Origin of the sequence: Pantoea sp. S62 (genome assembly GCF_016658625.1) — a bacterium.
Lineage (GTDB): Bacteria > Pseudomonadota > Gammaproteobacteria > Enterobacterales > Enterobacteriaceae > Pantoea > Pantoea vagans.
On the sequence record NZ_JACVVI010000001.1, the window covers coordinates 247,519 to 265,601 of the forward strand.

General features: G+C 52.2%; 22 protein-coding genes. 6 read left to right on the plus strand and 16 right to left on the minus strand.

Annotated features, from left to right (window positions below; genetic code table 11):
* Positions 1–348: 348 nt before the first annotated feature.
* Entirely contained in the window at positions 349–582 is a 234-nt protein-coding gene (locus IBT54_RS01105; RefSeq protein WP_033735179.1) for a hypothetical protein, read from the plus strand.
* A gap of 533 nt (positions 583–1,115) precedes the next feature.
* On the opposite strand, the gene IBT54_RS01110 is transcribed toward IBT54_RS01105, so the two are convergent.
* Positions 1,116–1,742 (minus strand): TetR/AcrR family transcriptional regulator, encoded by a 627-nt coding sequence (locus tag IBT54_RS01110; protein ID WP_201251352.1) that lies wholly within the window; start codon positions 1,740–1,742, stop codon positions 1,116–1,118.
* Positions 1,743–1,889: 147 nt separating this feature from the next.
* A complete protein-coding gene (locus tag IBT54_RS01115; RefSeq protein WP_107320308.1) occupies positions 1,890–2,201 on the minus strand; it encodes an antibiotic biosynthesis monooxygenase in 312 nt (103 codons plus the stop codon).
* Positions 2,202–2,623: 422 nt separating this feature from the next.
* Here IBT54_RS01115 and IBT54_RS25055 point away from each other — a divergent pair, with 422 nt between their 5' ends.
* Positions 2,624–2,926, plus strand: coding sequence for a hypothetical protein (locus tag IBT54_RS25055; protein ID WP_236262760.1), 303 nt, complete (start codon positions 2,624–2,626; stop codon positions 2,924–2,926).
* A gap of 393 nt (positions 2,927–3,319) precedes the next feature.
* Here IBT54_RS25055 and fetB read toward each other — a convergent pair whose 3' ends face one another.
* From fetB to IBT54_RS01140, 4 genes are all read right to left on the minus strand, one after another.
* Entirely contained in the window at positions 3,320–4,099 is a 780-nt protein-coding gene (fetB, locus tag IBT54_RS01125; protein WP_201251353.1) for an iron export ABC transporter permease subunit FetB, read from the minus strand.
* Entirely contained in the window at positions 4,086–4,754 is a 669-nt protein-coding gene (locus tag IBT54_RS01130) for an ATP-binding cassette domain-containing protein (protein WP_013196336.1), read from the minus strand. Before IBT54_RS01130 ends, fetB begins: the two co-directional genes overlap by 14 nt.
* Before the next feature lie 261 nt (positions 4,755–5,015).
* Positions 5,016–5,489 carry a hypothetical protein gene (locus IBT54_RS01135; RefSeq protein ID WP_201251513.1) on the minus strand — a complete coding sequence of 158 codons (474 nt, stop codon included), beginning with the start codon at positions 5,487–5,489 and terminating at the stop codon, positions 5,016–5,018.
* A gap of 203 nt (positions 5,490–5,692) precedes the next feature.
* Positions 5,693–6,352 carry a DUF1345 domain-containing protein gene (locus tag IBT54_RS01140; protein ID WP_201251354.1) on the minus strand — a complete coding sequence of 220 codons (660 nt, stop codon included), beginning with the start codon at positions 6,350–6,352 and terminating at the stop codon, positions 5,693–5,695.
* Positions 6,353–6,936: 584 nt separating this feature from the next.
* Here IBT54_RS01140 and IBT54_RS01145 point away from each other — a divergent pair.
* The gene (locus tag IBT54_RS01145; protein ID WP_033735188.1) at positions 6,937–7,143 is read left to right on the plus strand and encodes a hypothetical protein; all 207 of its coding nucleotides are present in this window, start codon (positions 6,937–6,939) and stop codon (positions 7,141–7,143) included.
* A 424-nt stretch (positions 7,144–7,567) separates the two neighbouring features.
* Here the strand turns inward: IBT54_RS01145 and IBT54_RS01150 are convergent, their stop codons facing one another.
* Positions 7,568–8,350 carry a carboxymuconolactone decarboxylase family protein gene (locus tag IBT54_RS01150; RefSeq protein WP_370585059.1) on the minus strand — a complete coding sequence of 261 codons (783 nt, stop codon included), beginning with the start codon at positions 8,348–8,350 and terminating at the stop codon, positions 7,568–7,570.
* Positions 8,328–8,813 carry a cupin domain-containing protein gene (locus IBT54_RS01155; RefSeq protein WP_236262765.1) on the minus strand — a complete coding sequence of 162 codons (486 nt, stop codon included), beginning with the start codon at positions 8,811–8,813 and terminating at the stop codon, positions 8,328–8,330. The genes IBT54_RS01150 and IBT54_RS01155 overlap by 23 nt, the downstream gene beginning before the upstream one ends.
* 130 nt (positions 8,814–8,943) lie before the next feature.
* Here IBT54_RS01155 and IBT54_RS01160 point away from each other — a divergent pair, with 130 nt between their 5' ends.
* Entirely contained in the window at positions 8,944–9,834 is an 891-nt protein-coding gene (locus IBT54_RS01160) for a LysR family transcriptional regulator (RefSeq protein WP_236262767.1), read from the plus strand.
* Positions 9,835–9,950: 116 nt separating this feature from the next.
* Entirely contained in the window at positions 9,951–10,421 is a 471-nt protein-coding gene (locus IBT54_RS01165) for an OsmC family protein (RefSeq protein ID WP_013196346.1), read from the plus strand.
* Between the two features lie 190 nt (positions 10,422–10,611).
* On the opposite strand, the gene IBT54_RS01170 is transcribed toward IBT54_RS01165, so the two are convergent.
* The 8 genes from IBT54_RS01170 to IBT54_RS01205 form a co-directional block, all read right to left on the minus strand.
* A complete protein-coding gene (locus tag IBT54_RS01170) occupies positions 10,612–11,304 on the minus strand; it encodes an amino acid ABC transporter permease (protein WP_013196347.1) in 693 nt (230 codons plus the stop codon).
* A gap of 16 nt (positions 11,305–11,320) precedes the next feature.
* Complete coding sequence (locus tag IBT54_RS01175; RefSeq protein ID WP_013196348.1) at positions 11,321–12,010, minus strand: amino acid ABC transporter permease; 690 nt, start codon at positions 12,008–12,010, stop codon at positions 11,321–11,323.
* Positions 12,011–12,089: 79 nt separating this feature from the next.
* Positions 12,090–12,905, minus strand: coding sequence for a transporter substrate-binding domain-containing protein (locus tag IBT54_RS01180; protein WP_201251357.1), 816 nt, complete (start codon positions 12,903–12,905; stop codon positions 12,090–12,092).
* Between the two features lie 20 nt (positions 12,906–12,925).
* On the minus strand, positions 12,926–13,663 hold the full coding sequence (locus IBT54_RS01185; protein ID WP_201251358.1) for an amino acid ABC transporter ATP-binding protein: 738 nt from the start codon (positions 13,661–13,663) through the stop codon (positions 12,926–12,928).
* Between the two features lie 12 nt (positions 13,664–13,675).
* A complete protein-coding gene (locus IBT54_RS01190) occupies positions 13,676–14,242 on the minus strand; it encodes a peroxidase-related enzyme (RefSeq protein WP_201251359.1) in 567 nt (188 codons plus the stop codon).
* A complete protein-coding gene (locus IBT54_RS01195) occupies positions 14,239–14,721 on the minus strand; it encodes a hypothetical protein (RefSeq protein ID WP_201251360.1) in 483 nt (160 codons plus the stop codon). Before IBT54_RS01195 ends, IBT54_RS01190 begins: the two co-directional genes overlap by 4 nt.
* Complete coding sequence (locus tag IBT54_RS01200) at positions 14,718–16,172, minus strand: NAD(P)-binding domain-containing protein (RefSeq protein ID WP_201251361.1); 1,455 nt, start codon at positions 16,170–16,172, stop codon at positions 14,718–14,720. The genes IBT54_RS01195 and IBT54_RS01200 overlap by 4 nt, the downstream gene beginning before the upstream one ends.
* Before the next feature lie 354 nt (positions 16,173–16,526).
* Complete coding sequence (locus IBT54_RS01205) at positions 16,527–17,486, minus strand: LysR family transcriptional regulator (protein WP_095707843.1); 960 nt, start codon at positions 17,484–17,486, stop codon at positions 16,527–16,529.
* 303 nt (positions 17,487–17,789) lie between these two features.
* On the opposite strand from IBT54_RS01205, the gene IBT54_RS01210 reads away from it, so the two are divergent.
* Positions 17,790–17,993 carry a hypothetical protein gene (locus IBT54_RS01210; RefSeq protein WP_013196355.1) on the plus strand — a complete coding sequence of 68 codons (204 nt, stop codon included), beginning with the start codon at positions 17,790–17,792 and terminating at the stop codon, positions 17,991–17,993.
* Positions 17,994–18,083: the final 90 nt, after the last annotated feature.

The window sequence follows — 18,083 nt, forward strand, 5'->3', positions numbered from 1 at the left end:
TTGTTTACCTGTCGTTTAATATTCAGCATATAACCCTTGCCCGGCAGTGAATAGCGGTCACCCCGATGTCTGGCATCTGAGGCATATCATCATAGCGGCACCCTTTCACGTTTCAGGCAGATAAAGCGAGTTTTTCCGCAGAGCACTCCGCGCCCGTCTTTTCGGGTGACCGACGGGATGCCGTGCTCCTGATTAAAAATACAGCACCCATTTCATTTATTTTGTGAAAAGCGTAACGACAGGTAACTAACTTCGTGATTCCTGTATCCTGACGAGCTAAACACCCTAACGCCTGGCTATGCTGAGCGGGGTTCAACCTGCAACTCTGACTATCAGGATATAAAAAAGATGAAAAAATTATCAGTTATTGTTATGGCTACCGGTCTGTTTTTGTCTGTGAATTTACAGGCTAACGCCGAAGGATGTCTGAAAGGCGCCGCAGTCGGCGGTGTGGCAGGTCATGTTGCTCATCATCATGGTGTTGCCGGTGCCGCAGCGGGTTGCGCAGTCGGTCATCATATGGCGAAGAAAAAACAGAAAGAGGCGGAAAAAAATCAACAGGCCCAGCCGGCACAGAATTGAGCTGAGCTTTAGTGCTGATGTAAAATAGCGGATTGCCGGACAGGGTGTTGTCCGGCAATCGCCAGAGTTCGAACAATAATCCAATTGAAAATTTCAGACGCATTATAATTGATTTACTTAAACCTTTTATCATGATGAGCATCTAAGATGTTTAGTGAATATTTCGATATTTAACAAGGGGTTGATTTTTGACCTGTGTTAATGCTTCTCTCTGGGCTGATACAGTCAAATTACGAAAGATGAGTGCTTTCTTTAATCTTGGCACCCCATAATCTGGAAAGCTCGCTGCGATACAAACTGCCCAGGCATAATTAACGCCAACTGTCATCCTGGATACCAGTCATTGTGCCACTTTTACGTTAGTGACCAGAAATTTGAATAAGGGACGCATATCTCAAGTTCAGAAAGCGGGAAGCTTCTTTTAAAGAACCGTCCTTTATCGATCCAACCACATAGAATCATATTGTCTGAGCATTCCAGCACAATCATTGTTTTTCTTCTTTTTCTCCGCCGGACAATAGTGCCGGTCGCGATCATGATGATGCCTTAGCGGCGCCAGCATTGGCGCTTAAAAGTAGTGTTCTGATAATAAAATCATTACTTCTTCGGATATCTTCAATTTCTGGCTGAATCTTTCCATATATCCGCATACCCTCAATCATCATGAAAAGGCTTTTTGCTACTACTCTCGCTTCTTCATCCCGGCGAAAAACGTGTTGTTGCTGGCCTCTGAGTAATATGCACTCTAATTCGTTGATTATATTTTTAAATTTTTCAGAGACTTTGGCTTTAACCTCTTTGTCACCAGGCAAAAGCTCACTGGCTGCGGCAATTGTAAAACAGCCTTTCTCTCCGGCGGGCGCGGAGGATAACTGAACAGCAAATTCAAGCGTCGCTCGCAAGGCGGCTTCTGGCGACATTTCTGCGGTTCGTTTTTTTGTTCTTAAAGTGCCCTCATCCATATAGCGCTGTAAAGCTGCAAGATAGATAGCGCGCTTATCCGGGTAAAGTTTATAGATGCTGGCACTGGCCAGTCCTGAAGCTTTCATCAGATCAGCCATGGATGTGGCCTGATAGCCATTCTGCCAGAAGCAGTTAAGTGCCGTGTTAAGGAACACGTCTGGATCAAACTCTCTGGGTCTGCCTGCAGATGATTTCATAAGACTCTCCTGTGCTGATGACCGATTGTAGATCGATCAATCTACAATTAAAAGATTTTGTTTTCTCCCTATTCCAGGCCAATAAATCTTCTGAGGAAATGTTCTGTATCAGACACAAGCCGCCGCCAGGCGGCAGCGGGGAATTAGCTACAAAGGAGTTACTTTCTGCACATGGTGCTGGAAAACGTAGGGATCGGATAACAGTTCAAACTGCTCATCATCCGGATATGTCACGGCAATCTGATACTGTTCGCCTGCAAAGGCTTTGATTGCCTCTAAGTCTTCCCAGTATGTAGCAAGAAAAAAATGCTCCCATTCACCCTGCGTTTCCCTGCGCACACAGGCTCCCAGATTGCCTGGTGTTCCTTCTGAATGCTCTACACCGGTCTTTTGCAGGTGAGTCGCAAAGCCTTCTGCATGCCTGAGCGGTACGCATCCGTGCCATGTTCTGACAATCATTTCGCTCTCCTCATGTTGTGGAACGAGTTAAAACATAAATAAAGTTCATGCTATTTGTCTATCGGAAGGGCTGCGTGATAATCTTTAGCCGCAAAATACTTTCGCCTAATCTATGACTCACCACACTACCTGCAGGTTCAGGCAACGTGCCGGTCGCGGAATTAATCGCGTGACTCATACTGCTTAAAACTGACTCATGGAGAGAGTTTCTGATCAATTCCTGTTCGACACCTCGTTTAACGCTGATAATCACCAGTGCGTTGGGCAGCATATTTACTTTTTTTGTATGGCTCAATGAAATCGAACGCACAACCTTTCTGGCACAACCCATACTCAAAGCACTATGGTGCACCGTCCTGCCTCTGGGATTGTCCGTTTATCTGATCATAAAAAAATGGGGTAAGGGAGAGGCTGTAACTGGCATGATGAATAACATCAAACTTTTCGCAGGGGCAGTTCTGATAGTTACCTTTTTAGGTTATATGCTGCTCACCACCATAGTCTGGCTACTTCCCGGTACAACCAGCACCTATACGGCATATAGTGAGTTTTCGGGCGGCAGTCGTAACAGCTGTTCTGGCGTAGATGTTAACGATCCAGATCTGCAAAGACGCATAAAAGTTTGTGAGCCTGCGGGGAATTATTTTAGTGGTGGAATGCTTCGCGTTACCAAACGTAGCAATGCGGCAGGTATGACCATTATTAACGCCATCCTGAGAGACTGAGGTATACTCCGGCCCTGTTCACCGCCTTAAAATATCGGGGACTGAGAATTCGGGCCCGATAATTTCAATGTAGTAGTAACTTCAGCAGCTGCTAAACCCTGTTTCAGGAAATCTGACATACTGCCAGGCTAAATGACTGCAGAGTATGATTTATGGAACACTCCAGACCATTAACGCTTAGTATGATGTAACTAATTCCATTAACTGACTCTGCGTTATCAGTTCGGCATTCCGGGACAATCCATGTCCTTTATGAAAGCAATATTTATACGCAAAACGGAGTCACCCACTATTTCCCTCAGGCCTGATTACATCCGCAGGGCTGCATATTTAATGCTGATTTAAAGAAATATTTTTCATTGGCCGTGATTTTTACCACAACCATCAGCACTATCAGTCCGGCTTTGTACCCGACATCTTCAGCTGCGCCCTGGCATTATAAAACCGTCGATAGGATAACCAGACTGCGATGATAGTTGACAGGCTGGCGGTGCCTATCAGCATAAAGGTCACCATAATCTGATACTTAATTGCCTTTAGCGGATCGATTCCGGCGAAAATCAGTCCGGACATCATACCGGGAAGACTGACCAGCCCGACTGTTTTAGCTGCATCCACTGTCGGGATCATCGCGGTGCGAATGCTGTCAGCAATAATCCGGCCTGAGGCAAGCTTCACCGATGCACCCAGGCTCAGCATCTCCATAATTTTCTGGTAGTTGTCGCTGATGCGCTGATTCAGGTTGCTGAAACAGAGCCCTACCGCAACCATAGCATTCCCTGCGATCATGCCTGAAATGGGAATGACCTGCATGGGCACAAACGCTATCGCGCCGCTCAGTACCAGAATCGTCAGTGTGATGACGGTGCCGCTGAAGATTGAGGTAAAGGCTATCGCAAAGGCGTTATCAATATTCCGACCGCGTTTGCGGGCGTTGATCGCAGCATTCACGCAGATAAACAGCACCATCAGGACCGTCAGCCAGCTGTTATTGACATCGAAAATCGACTTCAGCACAAAGCCGAAGATGACCAGCTGAACGATGGCCCGGCAAACACTCCAGACAATATCTTTGCCCATGCCCAGTTTTTCTTTCTGGCTGATAAGCAGCGCTATGACGACCAGCGTCAGCGACAGCAACAGCGAGGTGTCACTGATATTATGCTGATTCACGCGCATTCTCCTTTTCTGGCGGCTCAAGGCGCAGCACATACCCGGCCTGCTGAATATCGCTGACATCATGACTGATCCGCACCACCGCCACCTTTTCTTCAGCTGCAATCCGGTTAATCAGTGAAAGTACGGCCAGCCTGTTCTCTTCATCAAGGGCGCTGGTCACTTCATCCAGTAACAGTACGTCAGGCATAAACTGCAGATTGCGGAGCAGTCCGACACGCTGCTTTTCTCCGCCTGAAAGTTGTTCAACCGGTTTATCCAGCATGTCAGGAGAAAGATTAACGCTTTCCAGCGCAGCAACAAGTTTGTCCCGTTGCGGCTTCTGACGGCGAATCTGCCAGGGCAGCGCAAGATTTTCATAAACCGTCAGACCAAACAGTTGTGGCGTCTGAAAACAGTACGACACCTGCTGACGATAGGTCTCCGCTTTAAGCATGGTGATGTCACTGTTCCTGAAGAAGATTTGGCCTGTAGTTGCGGTAATCAGTGAAGCAAGAATTTTCAGAAGCGTGCTTTTTCCGCTGCCGGATGGACCGGTCAGTAACACATAATCGCCCTGATTTAGCTGCAGAGAGATGGGTCGCAGTAACTGGCGATCCCCGACTGAAAAAGTAACATCCTTCGCATCCAGCAGGGGCAACGCTCTGTCCATATTTACGCCTCGGGACCTGATAAAATTCAGAAAGAATGGAGTTTAGTATCAGTAAAAAGCTGGCGATATGACTCACAGACTAATTACCGGTAGTGTACTTCCCTGCCCTTAAACACAACCGGAATGGCGCATCAGGGACATCTGGCTGAGAGGAAAAGGATAAGGCATTACACTGCGGCTGTTCATCTTTTGAGAACAACAGTGACCGGCCCGGCTGCAGCCGGTCAAAGCTGGAAGCGTGTCAGACCTGCTAAGCAAAACTTATTTGTTTTCCCAGTGGGTAGAAACCGGATTGGTTACGCTGTTTTTTTCCTGCGTATAGGTGCCATTTTGCTGCGCGATGGCCTCGCCGGTATCCGCAATCGCGTTCTGAATAAAAACGTTCTGCTTTTCATTTCTGATAAAGGTTAACTGGTGAAAGGCCGTTTTATTGCCCCAGTCGGATGAAGGCAGTGAGATAAAGCGAACGGTGAAGGTTTCATCTTCAAACCTGCCCTGCATGACATAAACGCCGTAATGGTTTTCCCCCTGAGAAATGATCTTATAGGTGCCGTTATCGTAGTAATAAATCTCCGCATCCGGAAACGGCTTTTTGTCATACATTTTGCGGTAGTGCAGCACCTGTTTGATGGTGGGCTGACCAAAGCTGACGGTAAGCTTGTTACCCTCTGCTGGTGTCGTCAGACCTTCAGCGTGAACACTGCTCATCAGCATTAACAGGCTGGTAGTGACCATGGCGGTGGTTTTCACTCTATTTCTCCTTATCGGATTAGGGGGACAATAGCGTAAATCACCCACGAACTTACACGGCAGCGAGTGTCTGGTGAAGAGGCAGCTAACACCTTATTACACATTGTTATAATCACGACAGGTGACCAGATTATTTCAGAAGCTCAAGCCCGATAAACGTTGTCCGGCTTTCGATTGATCTAAACAGCCTAATTAAGCAAACCAGCGCCGACATTGACCGATAAGCCCAGAATAGCCAGGTTAAAAATAAATGAGATAACAGACTGCAATAACGTCAGCTTTCGCATTTCTGTTGTTCCGGTGGCGACATCTGCCGTCTGCGAGGCAACCGCGATGGTGAATGAAAAGTAGAGAAAGTCCCAGTAGCCAGGATTTTTCGTTTTATCCGGAAAGATCAGCGGACTCACGCTGTTATCCCGGTAAAGATAGTGCTGGTGGGCATAGTGCATTGCAAATGCGCTGGGTAGCATGGCCCAGGATGCAATCAGCGTCATTGCCGTCAGCAACAGATGCAGCAGTCGCGGGGTGCCGGTAAGGCCTTTTAGCGTGGGCAGTTCACTCAGGATGGCCACAATGCTGACCATACAGGCTACGATCACAATGCCCAGTACCAGTGCAGCACTCTGATCCTGCTGTTGCGCAATGCGTTTGATGCCTGTCGCATCGGTACGCAGCATGCGAAACCAGAGAATACAAAGATAGAGCCAGGCCCAGACATTCCAGCTTATCAGTAACCGCTGCATCTGCCCGGGTTGATTAGAGAGCAGAAAATAGCATATCAGTCCGGCAGTGATGGAGAGCAGCAGCCGCAGGCGTGCATAAAGCGTGGAGGTTAAAGATGTCGGCATCGTAAAACCATTGTGATGTAATCAGAGTGATATCAACTGTAGCTAAAATCAGGGGAAAATCATGCACTAAGCATTAATTCTTACACTTTTAAAGTAGAGCTGTAGTTTCGATGCCGAATCATGAAATGTGTAAAACAGGTCAGCGCAAGGTGTTATGGAGACAAACGCCACCTGACGCTGAAATTAATAAAGCATAACGCTGGCTCTGACACGATTTTAAAGCGACTGTTTCAGAGTATTTGCATAGTTACACAGCATTTAATAATCCGGCATCAGTGAGTAAACATGCAAATAAATGGTTGAGTGCTTTGACAGTCATCTCTGACACATTAATTCAGTCAGGCCAGTCGGCTTAACAGAAACTATTAATATCTGCTCCAAAGTCAGCAAGGAAGAAATGGTGGGCTCAGGCACACTGTTTCCTGATAATTCTGAAAGTCAGTGTAAGACTATGGAAATATAGCGCTGTGATTAAGTATTAGCCTGATTTGCTGTATAATTACGCATTCGTTTACACAAACGCTTTTTCTGTACAGAGCGGTTTGTGTTTTGATCTTTGAAATTCAATGAGGCTCTGGAAATTTATGGATGATGTTGATCTGGCTCAGGAACGCGAAGAAGCGCATCTTGCCGCCTCGCTGGCAGCCCGTAAGAGCAAACTTACCAGTCCCAACGGCCTATGCGTCTGGTGCAAAGATGAAGCTGTCGTGGCCGAGACGGCTTTTTGCTCAGCCGAGTGCGATGAGGATTATCATAAGTATCGCCGTGAGCAGAGTCAGCGCATTAGCTGACATTCCTGATTGAGAGATCCTCGAACCAGCGCTGAACACCTCTCTGCACTCAACCTGATGCCCTGCCGATCCTCATTGTCACATCCGGCTGCAGGTTTTTGCTGTCACTGTCGGCAGGACCTTTTCAGAGAGCATAACAGGAACCGGTATTGTTGCCGATTCCCGGAGGTGAAGGCATGCAGCAACTGCATGCCTCACTGATTACTTATTCAGGTATTGATTGAAGAAGTCAGTCATCTTCGCAAACGGAATTTTATCCATACGATGTATTAATCGACGTATGTAGGATCTTTGACAATCTGCCGATCTTTTTGCCTGCGTAACGCCGCCAGTACACGCTCAAGACATCGTAATGCCTTTCCGTCCGGGCATCCGGACAGGCGTAAAACGTCTGTATTGCAAAATGTCTGTATCAAAGAATAGCTTAACCGGCGAGAACTGAGTCGAGAGCTGCCTGCAGCCGGTCAGCGCTGGCCTGTTCGTCATTCTCCATAAAGAAAGCCACCAGCTCCGCAAGCTGAGACTGCGTCACGCCCACATTCATGCTCATACTAAGGTGTGCTTTCAGCTGCGGCTCGGTGCCAGGCATGGCGGCCAGCATCCCTGTGGTAGCCAGCTCGCGGCTTTTCCAGTCCAGATTGTCGCGACTGAAAATATCGCCGAAAAGATGCGTCTTCAGATACGCGTCTGCAGCCGGAGCAAAGCCGAACAGGGGCCCGCTGACCGGTTTCCCGACCAGCGCGGTCTGGTTTTTAGTGCCCACTGCCAGCATCTCCTCTGGCTTTGGCAACGGACCGGGCAGCCGGCCTTCGTCGTCCTGAATGCCCTGTGCTCTGCGTAAATCGATGACCTTCATCAGCTCGCCCAGCGCGTTCAGGCTACGGGGAAAACCGGCATAAGCATAAAGCTGAACCAGAATTTCACGGCAGTCACTGATGCTCAGCCCGGCATCCAGTCCCTGCTGCAAAGCGTTGTTCAGCCCGGGCAGATTACCCGCTGCGGCTCGGGCCGCAATAACAGCCATGTTTTTATGCTGTGCGGTAAGAGGCTGTTCCTGTGTTTCAGGCAGCATATCGGTCCTTTTCGGTGAGTCAGAAAGGGAAGCTGTGGCAGCGCTGAACGGCAAAGCCAGCGCGGCACACAGCATGACAATGGAGCAGAGGCCCCGTTTCATCAGGTAACGTTCATGACCTGTCGGCTGAGGCATACTGCTCATCCGTGACCTGCTCCATCCAGTCAACGACCCTGCCGTCCTGGGCTTCGGCGATGGCAATATGGGTCATGGCCGTTTCCGGTGCTGCCCCATGCCAGTGCTTAACGCCGGTCGGTATCCACACCACGTCGCCGGGCCGGATTTCACGCACCGGACCACCCCACTCCTGCACCAAGCCAGCGCCAGCCGTCACGATCAGCGTCTGACCCAGCGGATGCGTATGCCAGGCCGTGCGGGCAGAAGGCTCGAACGTCACGGTAGCCCCGCCGATACGCGCAGGCTCAGTGCCCTGAAAGGGTGAATCGATACGAACCGTTCCGGTGAAATAGTCTGACGAACCTTTGACGGAGGGTTTTGCTCCGCTTTGCATAATCGTAATCATCGGGGTGATCTCCTTTGCGTAGGTGACTGAAACAGACAGTGCCAGGAACACTGCAGCAACGGCAAGTCTCTTCATGCAGGCTCCGTTTTTCAGAACGGGAAAAGCCGGGTGCGGCCATCACACCCGGCACTTTTTAAGTGTAGGCCTGGCTGGATTGGTTGATAAGCCAGGTAAATCTGAATGCTTATGTGCATGGTATGCAACAATGACAGCTGAAAATCTGAACGACCTTCGCGCTTTCACGATCGTGGCGCGGGAGAAAAACTTTACCCGAGCGGCCGCTCAGCTTGGCATGTCACGCTCCGGGCTGAGTCATGCCATAACGGCGCTGGAAGCACGGCTGGGAGTCAGACTGCTGACGCGCACCACGCGCAGCGTGTCGCTTACACAGGCTGGGGTACGCCTGTTTAGCACCCTGCAGCCGATGCTGAGCACACTCGACAGCGAGCTGGTGGCTCTGCGCGCCCTGAGTGAGAAGCCGGCAGGAACCGTGCGCATCACCGCGCACGATCACGCTATCGATTCCATCCTCTGGCCCCGGCTACAGCCTTTACTGAAACGCTTTCCGGACATCCAGATAGAACTGAGTGTCGATTATTCGCTGACGGATATTGTGGCGCAGCAGTTTGATGCCGGCGTCCGGCTGGGTCATATCGTCGATAAAGACATGATCGCCGTGAGGATTGGCCCGGACTTTTACATGGCTGTGGTAGCTTCACCGGAATACCTGCAGGGAAGACCCTTGCCTGCGGTGCCCGCTGATTTAACGGCACATCAGTGCATCAACCTGAGGCTTCCGACACACGGAGGGCTCTACGCCTGGGATTTTGAACAGGAAGGGAAACCGATAACGGTGCGGGTGACGGGTCAGACCGTTTTTAACAACACCTATCTTATGATGCAGGCGGCCCTGGACGGTCTGGGATTTGCTTATATCCCGCTGGATCTGGCACAGCCGCATATTACATCGGGTAAGCTTATTCCGGTGCTTGAACGCTGGTGGCCGCAGTTTCCGGGATATCATCTTTATTATGCCAGCCGACATCAGCAGGCACCGGCGCTGGCGGAAGTCATTGCAGCGCTGCGTTATCGCTGATGTCAGCAATACAGTCATGCATTGAGTAAACCTGGCTTACAGGTATGAACTGACTCGCTTTCCTGAAACACCTCATCCAGAGAGTCCATTTTTATCATCAAAAAGAGAGGCGGAACATGGAACATCATTATACATCGCGTATATCCTGGACCGGTAACCTGGGTACGGGCACATCAGGCTATAAGGCCTATGCGAGGACATGGGATATCGCTATAACCGGCAAAGACATTATCCACTGCTCCAATGATCCGTTACTGGGTGGCGATGCCACTAAAATGAATCCAGAAGACCTCCTGATCTCCTCTCTTTCTGCCTGTCACATGCTCTGGTATCTGCATCTTGCGTCAGATGCCGGGATCACGGTTCTGAAATATGAAGATTCACCGATAGCGACAGGTGAAATTTTACCAGGCGGCGCGGGTCGCTTTGTTTCGGCAATTCTGAGACCTGAAATCACGTTAGCAGCGGGTAGTGATCCCGACTCAGCAATGGCTATTCATCATGAAATTCACAAAGTCTGTTTTATTGCCAGATCGGTAAATTTCCCTGTTTTTTATGAGCCTGAGTTTCTCATCGGTCATCTTTAATCAGTCCATCGTCAGTAACAACGCGCAGGCTACTATTCCAGGGTCATCCAGTAGCCTGAGTGAGCGGCATAAAAAATCCGGCAACAGGACGTTGCCGGATTCTTATAGAGGGACGGGATCGTTCAGCTGATCCTGAATTGATCGGCAAAAGTCACATGGAACGGCCCATTCATGACAATGCCCTGATCATTCAGGTGCGCACGCGCAGCGCAGCCTCAATCCTGTCGGCAATCTTAGTAACCACATAAGCAATCACCATGTAGAACACCACTGCAATCAGGAAGGCTTCGAGGTAGTAGAAGTTCAGTGCCGCCGTTAATTGTGCCTGGGCAAAGATATCCACCACTTCAATGGCAAACGCCAGTGACAGGGCTTTCATGATCACCATAAAGGCATTCGCCAGATCGGGGATCGCCGCCACGATAATCTGCGGGAACATGACTCGACGAAACAGCTGACCCCCGCTGTAGCCGAGTGACAGGGCGGCATCCGATTGACCGCTGTCGAACGAATTCAGCGCCCCTTTCCACACTTCAGCCTGGAATGCTGCGACACAGGCGCTCAGCGCGACAATGATGATCACCCAGTTCGGCAGTGAATGGGCATTAACCTCAACGCCAATCAGCGTGGCAACAAAGTGCAGCGCCGGTGGCAGGCCGTAATAGGCGAGGAAAATCACCACCACCATCGGCACGCCTTTAAAGGCGATTTTGTAAGTGATTACCAGCTGGCGCAGCACCGGAATGCGGCGATGCTCAATAAACGCGAACAGGCCGCCCAACAGTGTCGAACAGATAAACACCGTTACCGCCATCAACAGCGTCACCGGCACGGCATCCAGAATGCTCCAGAAGTCCGGCAGCAAAACCTCAGCATCAAACATGGTTTTTCTTCCTCACTCAGACGCTGGTGGTGAACTTCACGCGTGGCGCAGACTTAGAGCTGTACTTCGCATGACGTTGTTCAAAGAAGCGGATAACCAGCCACGCCACACCGCACAGCAGTGAATAGAGCACGGCCAGCACCAGATAGGTGCCGAACTGATACTGGTTGTAATCGCGCTCCATGATCAGGTGCGCGGTCGCCATCACATCGGCCGCCCCGATATACATCACCAGCGCCACGTTATGAATCAGATAGATAATGGCATTGCCGTAACCCGGCAGCGCAAAGTGCACCGCCTGTGGGCCGATAACGCGCAGCATTTTCTGGCGGAAGCTGTAGCCCAGGCTGTCGGTGGCGTCGTGCTGACCCCGCTCAACCGCCAGGTACGCCGGGCGCATCACTTCAGACAGATAACCGCCGTGATACAGGCTCAGACCAATCATCGCCGCCACGTTGGCCGTGAAGAAGTCGCTGAAGCCAAAGTTATCGGTAATCAGTGGCATACCGTAAAAGGCGACAAACAGCTGCAGCACCACGGGCACGCTGCGCGCATAGGAAACGTAGAGATCGGCCAGCTGGCTGATCACGGGAATACGGCGCACGCGGAAAAACGTCGCGATGAGCGCCAGAAAGAACCCGACAATCATCGCCACAAACATGATGCCGAGCGTCAGAGGCAGCGCCGACAGCAGTTCTGGAATCATGGAGGATAGATTCACGGTGAAACACTCCTGCTAAAAAGGACAGCATGCGCCCGGTTCAGCGCCGGGCGCAGTGAATCTGTTACTTCATGTACTTCGTAACGTCTTCGCCAAACCACTTCTGCGCCAGCTTATCCAGCGCGCCGTCCGCCTTAAGCTCTTTGAGGGTTTTGGCGATGTCATCATTCAGTGCCTGGTTCTCCGCAGAGCGGTGGATCAGCACATAGGTGTTGTTAATCGCCACTGGCTCACTGGCTTTGATCGCCAGCTTCTGGTTGTCGATGACCGTCTGCTCGCCCAGATTTGAAGGCAGGATCAGCGCGTCATATTTACCGTTCTGCACTTCTTTCAGACGATCCGGGTAAGGTACACCGGCGCTGGAGGCTTTGATGGTGATTTTGTCAGTCGGGTTTTCCTGCTGCCACTGGGTGACAAACTTATACACGCCACCGCCTGCAGTTACCGGCACGATGTTTTTACCGACCAGGTCTTTCATGCCATTGATATTGCTGTCGCTGCGGCTGTAAATCTTCATCAGGCTGGCACCCATCGGTGCATCCGGGATCAGGAACTGTTTGCTGCGCGCAGGCGCTTTATAGTATCCGCCCGTCGCCATGTCGTACTTTCCGGTCACCAGACCGGTTTCCTGAGCGATGTCCGCCGCGCCTTCCATCACAAATTTATACTGTGGCAGCTTCGCGTTGATGGCTTTCAGCACATCCGGCTCGTAGCCCTCCGGCTCATGGCCGATTGCACCCCATGACAGCGGTTTCGACTCCGCTGCGGTGGCGATTTTGATCGTGCGTACGGCGTCAGCAAAGCTATTACCACTGATCAGGGCCAGCGCGATGATGCCAGGCGCGGCCAGGCGACGTAAAGTAGTTTTGATTGCAGGCATGTCACTGATTCCTTTATTTATTAGAATGCTTTTTCTGAGTTGAGGAACTGGGCAAGGCGTGGCAGCGCCGGGTTATCAAACATCTCTGCAGGCGTTCCCTGCGCCGCGACCACACCCTGATCCATAAACACGATGCGATTCGAAATGCTTTTCGCGAACTGCATTTCGTGCGTCACCAGCAGCGAGGTAATGCCGGATGACGCCACATCTTTAATCACTTTAAGCACTTCACCCACCAGCTCGGGATCGAGCGATGAGGTCGGTTCATCAAACAGCATTACATCCGGCCGCACCGCCAGAGCACGGGCGATACCGGTACGCTGTAACTGGCCGCCAGAGAGCTGCGACGGATAGTGATCGCGTTTTGCCCCCAGTCCTACGCGCTCCAGCTCCTGCACGGCGATGTCGCGCGCCTGCTGCTTAGTTTTACGCTGGATAACGATCAGCGGATCCATCACGTTTTCCAGCACCGTCATGTTCTTAAACACGTTGAACTGCTGAAATACCATGGCGGTACGCAGACGGATTGCCTGAATCGCCGCTTTGTCGGGGGACTGATAGTCCATGCGAATCTGATCGAGCTGAATCGTCCCCGCGGATGGCTTCGCCAGATAGTTAATGCAGCGCAGTAACGTGGTTTTGCCGGTGCCACTTGGCCCGATAATCGATACCACATCGCCGCGCTTTACCGACAGATCGACGCCTTTCAGAATCGGGTTGCTGCCGTAAGCGAGGGTAATATTGTTGAGTTCTAACATCCGGTGCAGCCCTTATTTGTTCAGGTCAGCATGGCCGAGCACATGCATCAGACGGTTGGCCCAGCCAAAAATAGCGATGGCATGAATCAGGTCGATAATTTCCTGATCGTTCATCCCAACGGCGCGCAGCGCGGCGACATCGTCCGGCGTGGCTTCCGACGGCGTGACGGACAAACGACGGGCAAAGTGATAAATGGCCGCGTCGCGTTCCCCTAATATATCCGCCCGATCAAAATAGATGGCACTGACCACGGCGTCGCTGTCGGCCAGTTGAACATGACGGCGCGCATGCACCACCGCACAGTAGCGGCAGCCATTAACAATTGAAGCACCGAGTGCGCCCAGCTCGCGATCCGCACGGTCCAGGCCACCTTCGACGTACATAATGGCGTTGAACAATCCGGTGCGTGCGGTATAGCTCTCCGGATCGTGGACCAGCGTGCGGACGTACTCTGAGATTTTCTTGTTGGACGGCGTCACTTTCATCGCATCAAGCTGCGCCGGTGTCGCCTGTTCAACATCCACTGGCGTGATGTAGGGATGCCAGTGCAGTGGCTTGAGATTAACCGACGGAATCATGCGGACCTCATCAGACGTAAGCCAGCCGCAACGCGCGTCTGGAAGTTAACAAAGGCAATCAGTTCCGAGAGCGCAACAATCTGCGGATTGGTTAATCCGGCCTGTTCCAGCAGACGAATATGCTGTTCGGTCGCCTGAATCGGTTGCTGTGTCACCAGGTCGGTGTGGCGTGCAAGCGTGGCCAGTGGCTCTTCATTCACAACGTCACCCGCAGCGAGTGCGAGCAGCGCTTCTGACGGATTTAACGCCGCCAGTTGTGCCTGATAATAGCGCTGCAGCGGCACGTCTCTGTTCAGTACCGCCATGCGCCGGGCCAGCGCCAGGCGCAGATCAGCAGGTAAACCCTGTTCATCTTCTGGTGTCAGCACGGACAGACGGCACGCTTCTGCGCCTTCCACAAATTCGGGACGCAGGCGACGTGTCTGATACAACGCCTCTTCTGGTGTTAATCCGGCGGCCTGATCAATAGCGTCGCTCACAGCGTGTTCTCCTGTTTTAGTAGCGGGGTTGAATCCACCCATTCATCGCCCTGCAATTCAGGGGTGTCAAAGGCTTGTAAGCTGGCGAAGTGCTGATCGACATCTTCACCAAACAGCGAGGCAGCAATGCCGCGCACCAGACGATCGGCACCTGCGCTCACTGCCGGAATGTCGCCGGAGACTTTGCCGTGCGTCAGCATCGCAGCATCGTTAAAGCAGTGGATGTGTGCCAGCATCGGGCAGGCACCCGGTGTTAATTCGCGAAACTCAAACGAAGGGCCGAGATCCGGCGCTTCCAGCAGGCTGTGACGCGCAGGCCCCATCTCTGGCTGATAGCGACCGTCGGCCCAGCTACGGATATGCGGCGCGATGGCTGCAAACTCCTGGCGGCCATGGAAATCGTTGGTAAAGCCGGTGGCGGCGATCAGGAAGTCATATCGCAGTGCGCCCTGGGTGGTTTCGATCAGCAGGCCATCGGCTTCCTGCTTAACGGCATTGATGCCGCAGTCGAGCAAGAAACGCGCATTATCATGACGGGACACGCGCAGGGTTGAGGAACGCGGCGGCGGGGTTTGTGTCGCGGCGGTGTAATCGACAAATTTCCATTTCCACGCATCCGGCAACTGATGCATGCCGTGCACCACGCCCTGGCTGCCGATGCCGGTCATCTTGTTAATTCGCGGCATCTCTTTACGACGAATCAGCAGATCTACCGCGCTCGCGCCCTGCTCCAGTGCGGTCGCCGCGTTATCCATCGACGAGGCCCCGGCACCAATCACCGCAACGCGTTTGCCCTGCAATGCCGCAAAATCGATGTCATCGGCGGAGTGAGCCCAGAACTGGCGGTCAATGCCTTGCAGGAAATCCGGTACAGCAAAACCGCCAAGCCCTGAACGTCCGGTGGCCAGTACCAGACGACGTGTGTAAACACGTCCGGTTTCGGCACCGTCCAGATCCAGCGCAATGAAATCTCCGGCCTGCGCGATATTGCTGACACGCACGTTGTTCTGCACCGGCAAATTCAGCACCCGGCGATACCAGATCAGGTAATCCATCCACTGCGCTTTCGGGATCTTGTCCAGCGCCTGCCATGCTTCATTGCCCCACTGCGCCGTGAACCACGCACGGAAGGTCAGTTGTGCCAGACCCAGTGCCGGACCGTGCAGCGATTTCGGCGAGCGCAGTGTTTCCATGCGCGCAAAGGTAATCCACGGCCCTTCCAGCCCTGCGGGTGCAGCGTCATAGGCCACGACATTGCTGATACCGGTAAGCTGTAATTTCGCCAGCGCTGCCAGACCGCACATGCCCGCACCAATCACGACTACGTCGCGCACAGGTGCAGTCTGGAAGGTGTGTTCCGGTACCCATGATTTAGCGGGCAGTTCCAGAAATTCCAGATCCTGCTGAAGCTGAGCTTCGAGCGCGGCAAGACCTTTGGCGGCATACGTCATAGAGTAATTTCCCTGGTGTCAGCGATCGCCTGAGAGCGAGCGAAAACGGTTAAAACGCGCCGGTGAACGTGCCTTTCCTATTATCCTTTATATACATAATAGGCGGCTAACAATCATCAAAACGCATAATAAGAGCTAAGTTTTCGCATAATCCTCCTGCCCCGGATCGGAGTCAAGAATTGTGCTCAGGGTTTAACCAATGGATTTCTTATATCTTATGCCGAATAGGTTATAAGCGCTGAAAATGAAGGTTTTATCGCGGCGTGCCCGGTCGGGCCTAAATGCCTGGCTCACAAAATCCAGCGAGACTGACGGGGATCTCCCTTGAGAGTGACGTTGACCTGCATGCCGCTATCACTCCTGGTTGATGATGCGCATAATTCGCGGATGTTCACTGGCTGTCAGACGTTCAAACCCGGGTAACAGTTGCGCGGCGGCCTCCGCGAGCGCGTCCACCAGCGCCTGCGCGGCGCTGGAGATCTGTCGGCCCTGGGGGGTGATAACGCCAAAAAAGTAAGGTATGTCTTCCTGAATCGGGCGGATCGCGACACCGGCCAGCGGCATCCCCCAGCCCGTGACAGGCTCGAGGATCGCCACGCCTAATCCGGCCCGCACGCAGCCCAGAATATTCGCCGATGAGTTGGTCTCGATGGTTTCCAGCAGCGGTGCTTTGACCTTTTTCAGCGCTTTTTCATAGCGTCCACGTAAGCGCTGCGGACTCCAGGGTGCAATTAAACGGCGGCCTGCCAGCTGGCTCAGCGATAGCTCACTGTTCGCCGCCAGCTCATCGTCTTCGGGCAGCGCAACCACGCACTGCGACTGCCCAATCCAGTGCAGCTCGACCGCATGATGCTCCAGCGGCAAGCTGCATAAGCCGATGTCAGCCTCTGCGGTGATCACCGCATGCGCTGTCTGTACGGCGGATTCACTGATGATTTGCACTTTATTTTGAAGATTCAGCGCGGCCAGCGCCTGCGGCAACAGACCGGCAGCCAGCGCGGGCGTCGCAGCAATGCTGAGTGGGCGATGCTGCTGATGCGCGATCTCCTGCGCGCGTAAGCGAATCTGTTGCAATGACAGCAGCGCTTTTTGCACATACTGATGCAGCTGCAACGCCTCTTCTGACGGATGAATACGCGGGCCATTGCGAATAAACAGCGGGTAACCCAGCGACTGCTCTAATTCCTGAATCAGGCGGGAAACGGCAGGCTGCGAGCGGTTCAGCGCTTTGGCCGCCGCAGTGACGCTGCCCGCAGAAATTACGGCCGAGAAAGCTTCCAGCTGACGTAAATCGAGGTCATTTAACAAGGTCATCGCGAGGGTTCTTCCCTAAGTCATTGATCGCTCCCGATAATCACCCGGGAAAAAATCCATCATAGAGAGAGTCTGGCAAATTAGCCACAGCGAAAAAGCGCCAAGCCATCGGCATTAATGATTGATTAATGCGACCGTCCGATGGCCGCGCGTCTCCTGGCATCCGCCAGTTATTACATCCCAAATCGGAACCCGCTAATCCACTGAGCCAGGTGGCATTTTCAGTCCAGGCTAGAATTCATCAGGTAAGCGTCAGCATAAAACCGGGTTAACGGCGCGGCTCATCACAAAGAGGACGGAAATATGAAATTCGGTGTGATATTCGAAGATACGGGCGTTGAAGAGGAACATGATTTTGATTCCAAACCCGTTGCCGGCGATTTAGTGACATTAACGCGCGATGGGGTTGGCAAAGATTACATTGTTATCATTGAGCCTGACCCGGACCATACTCATGATGACGGGCGTGACGGGCATCCGACGAAAGCCAGAGTCCGGCCCGCGTAGTGGAGGGTAAGATGATGTTAACCGCCTGGCGAGGCGGTTTTTTTATTGCCGACTCTCATGAGGTCGTCTTGCTTACTTTAGCGGCATAGC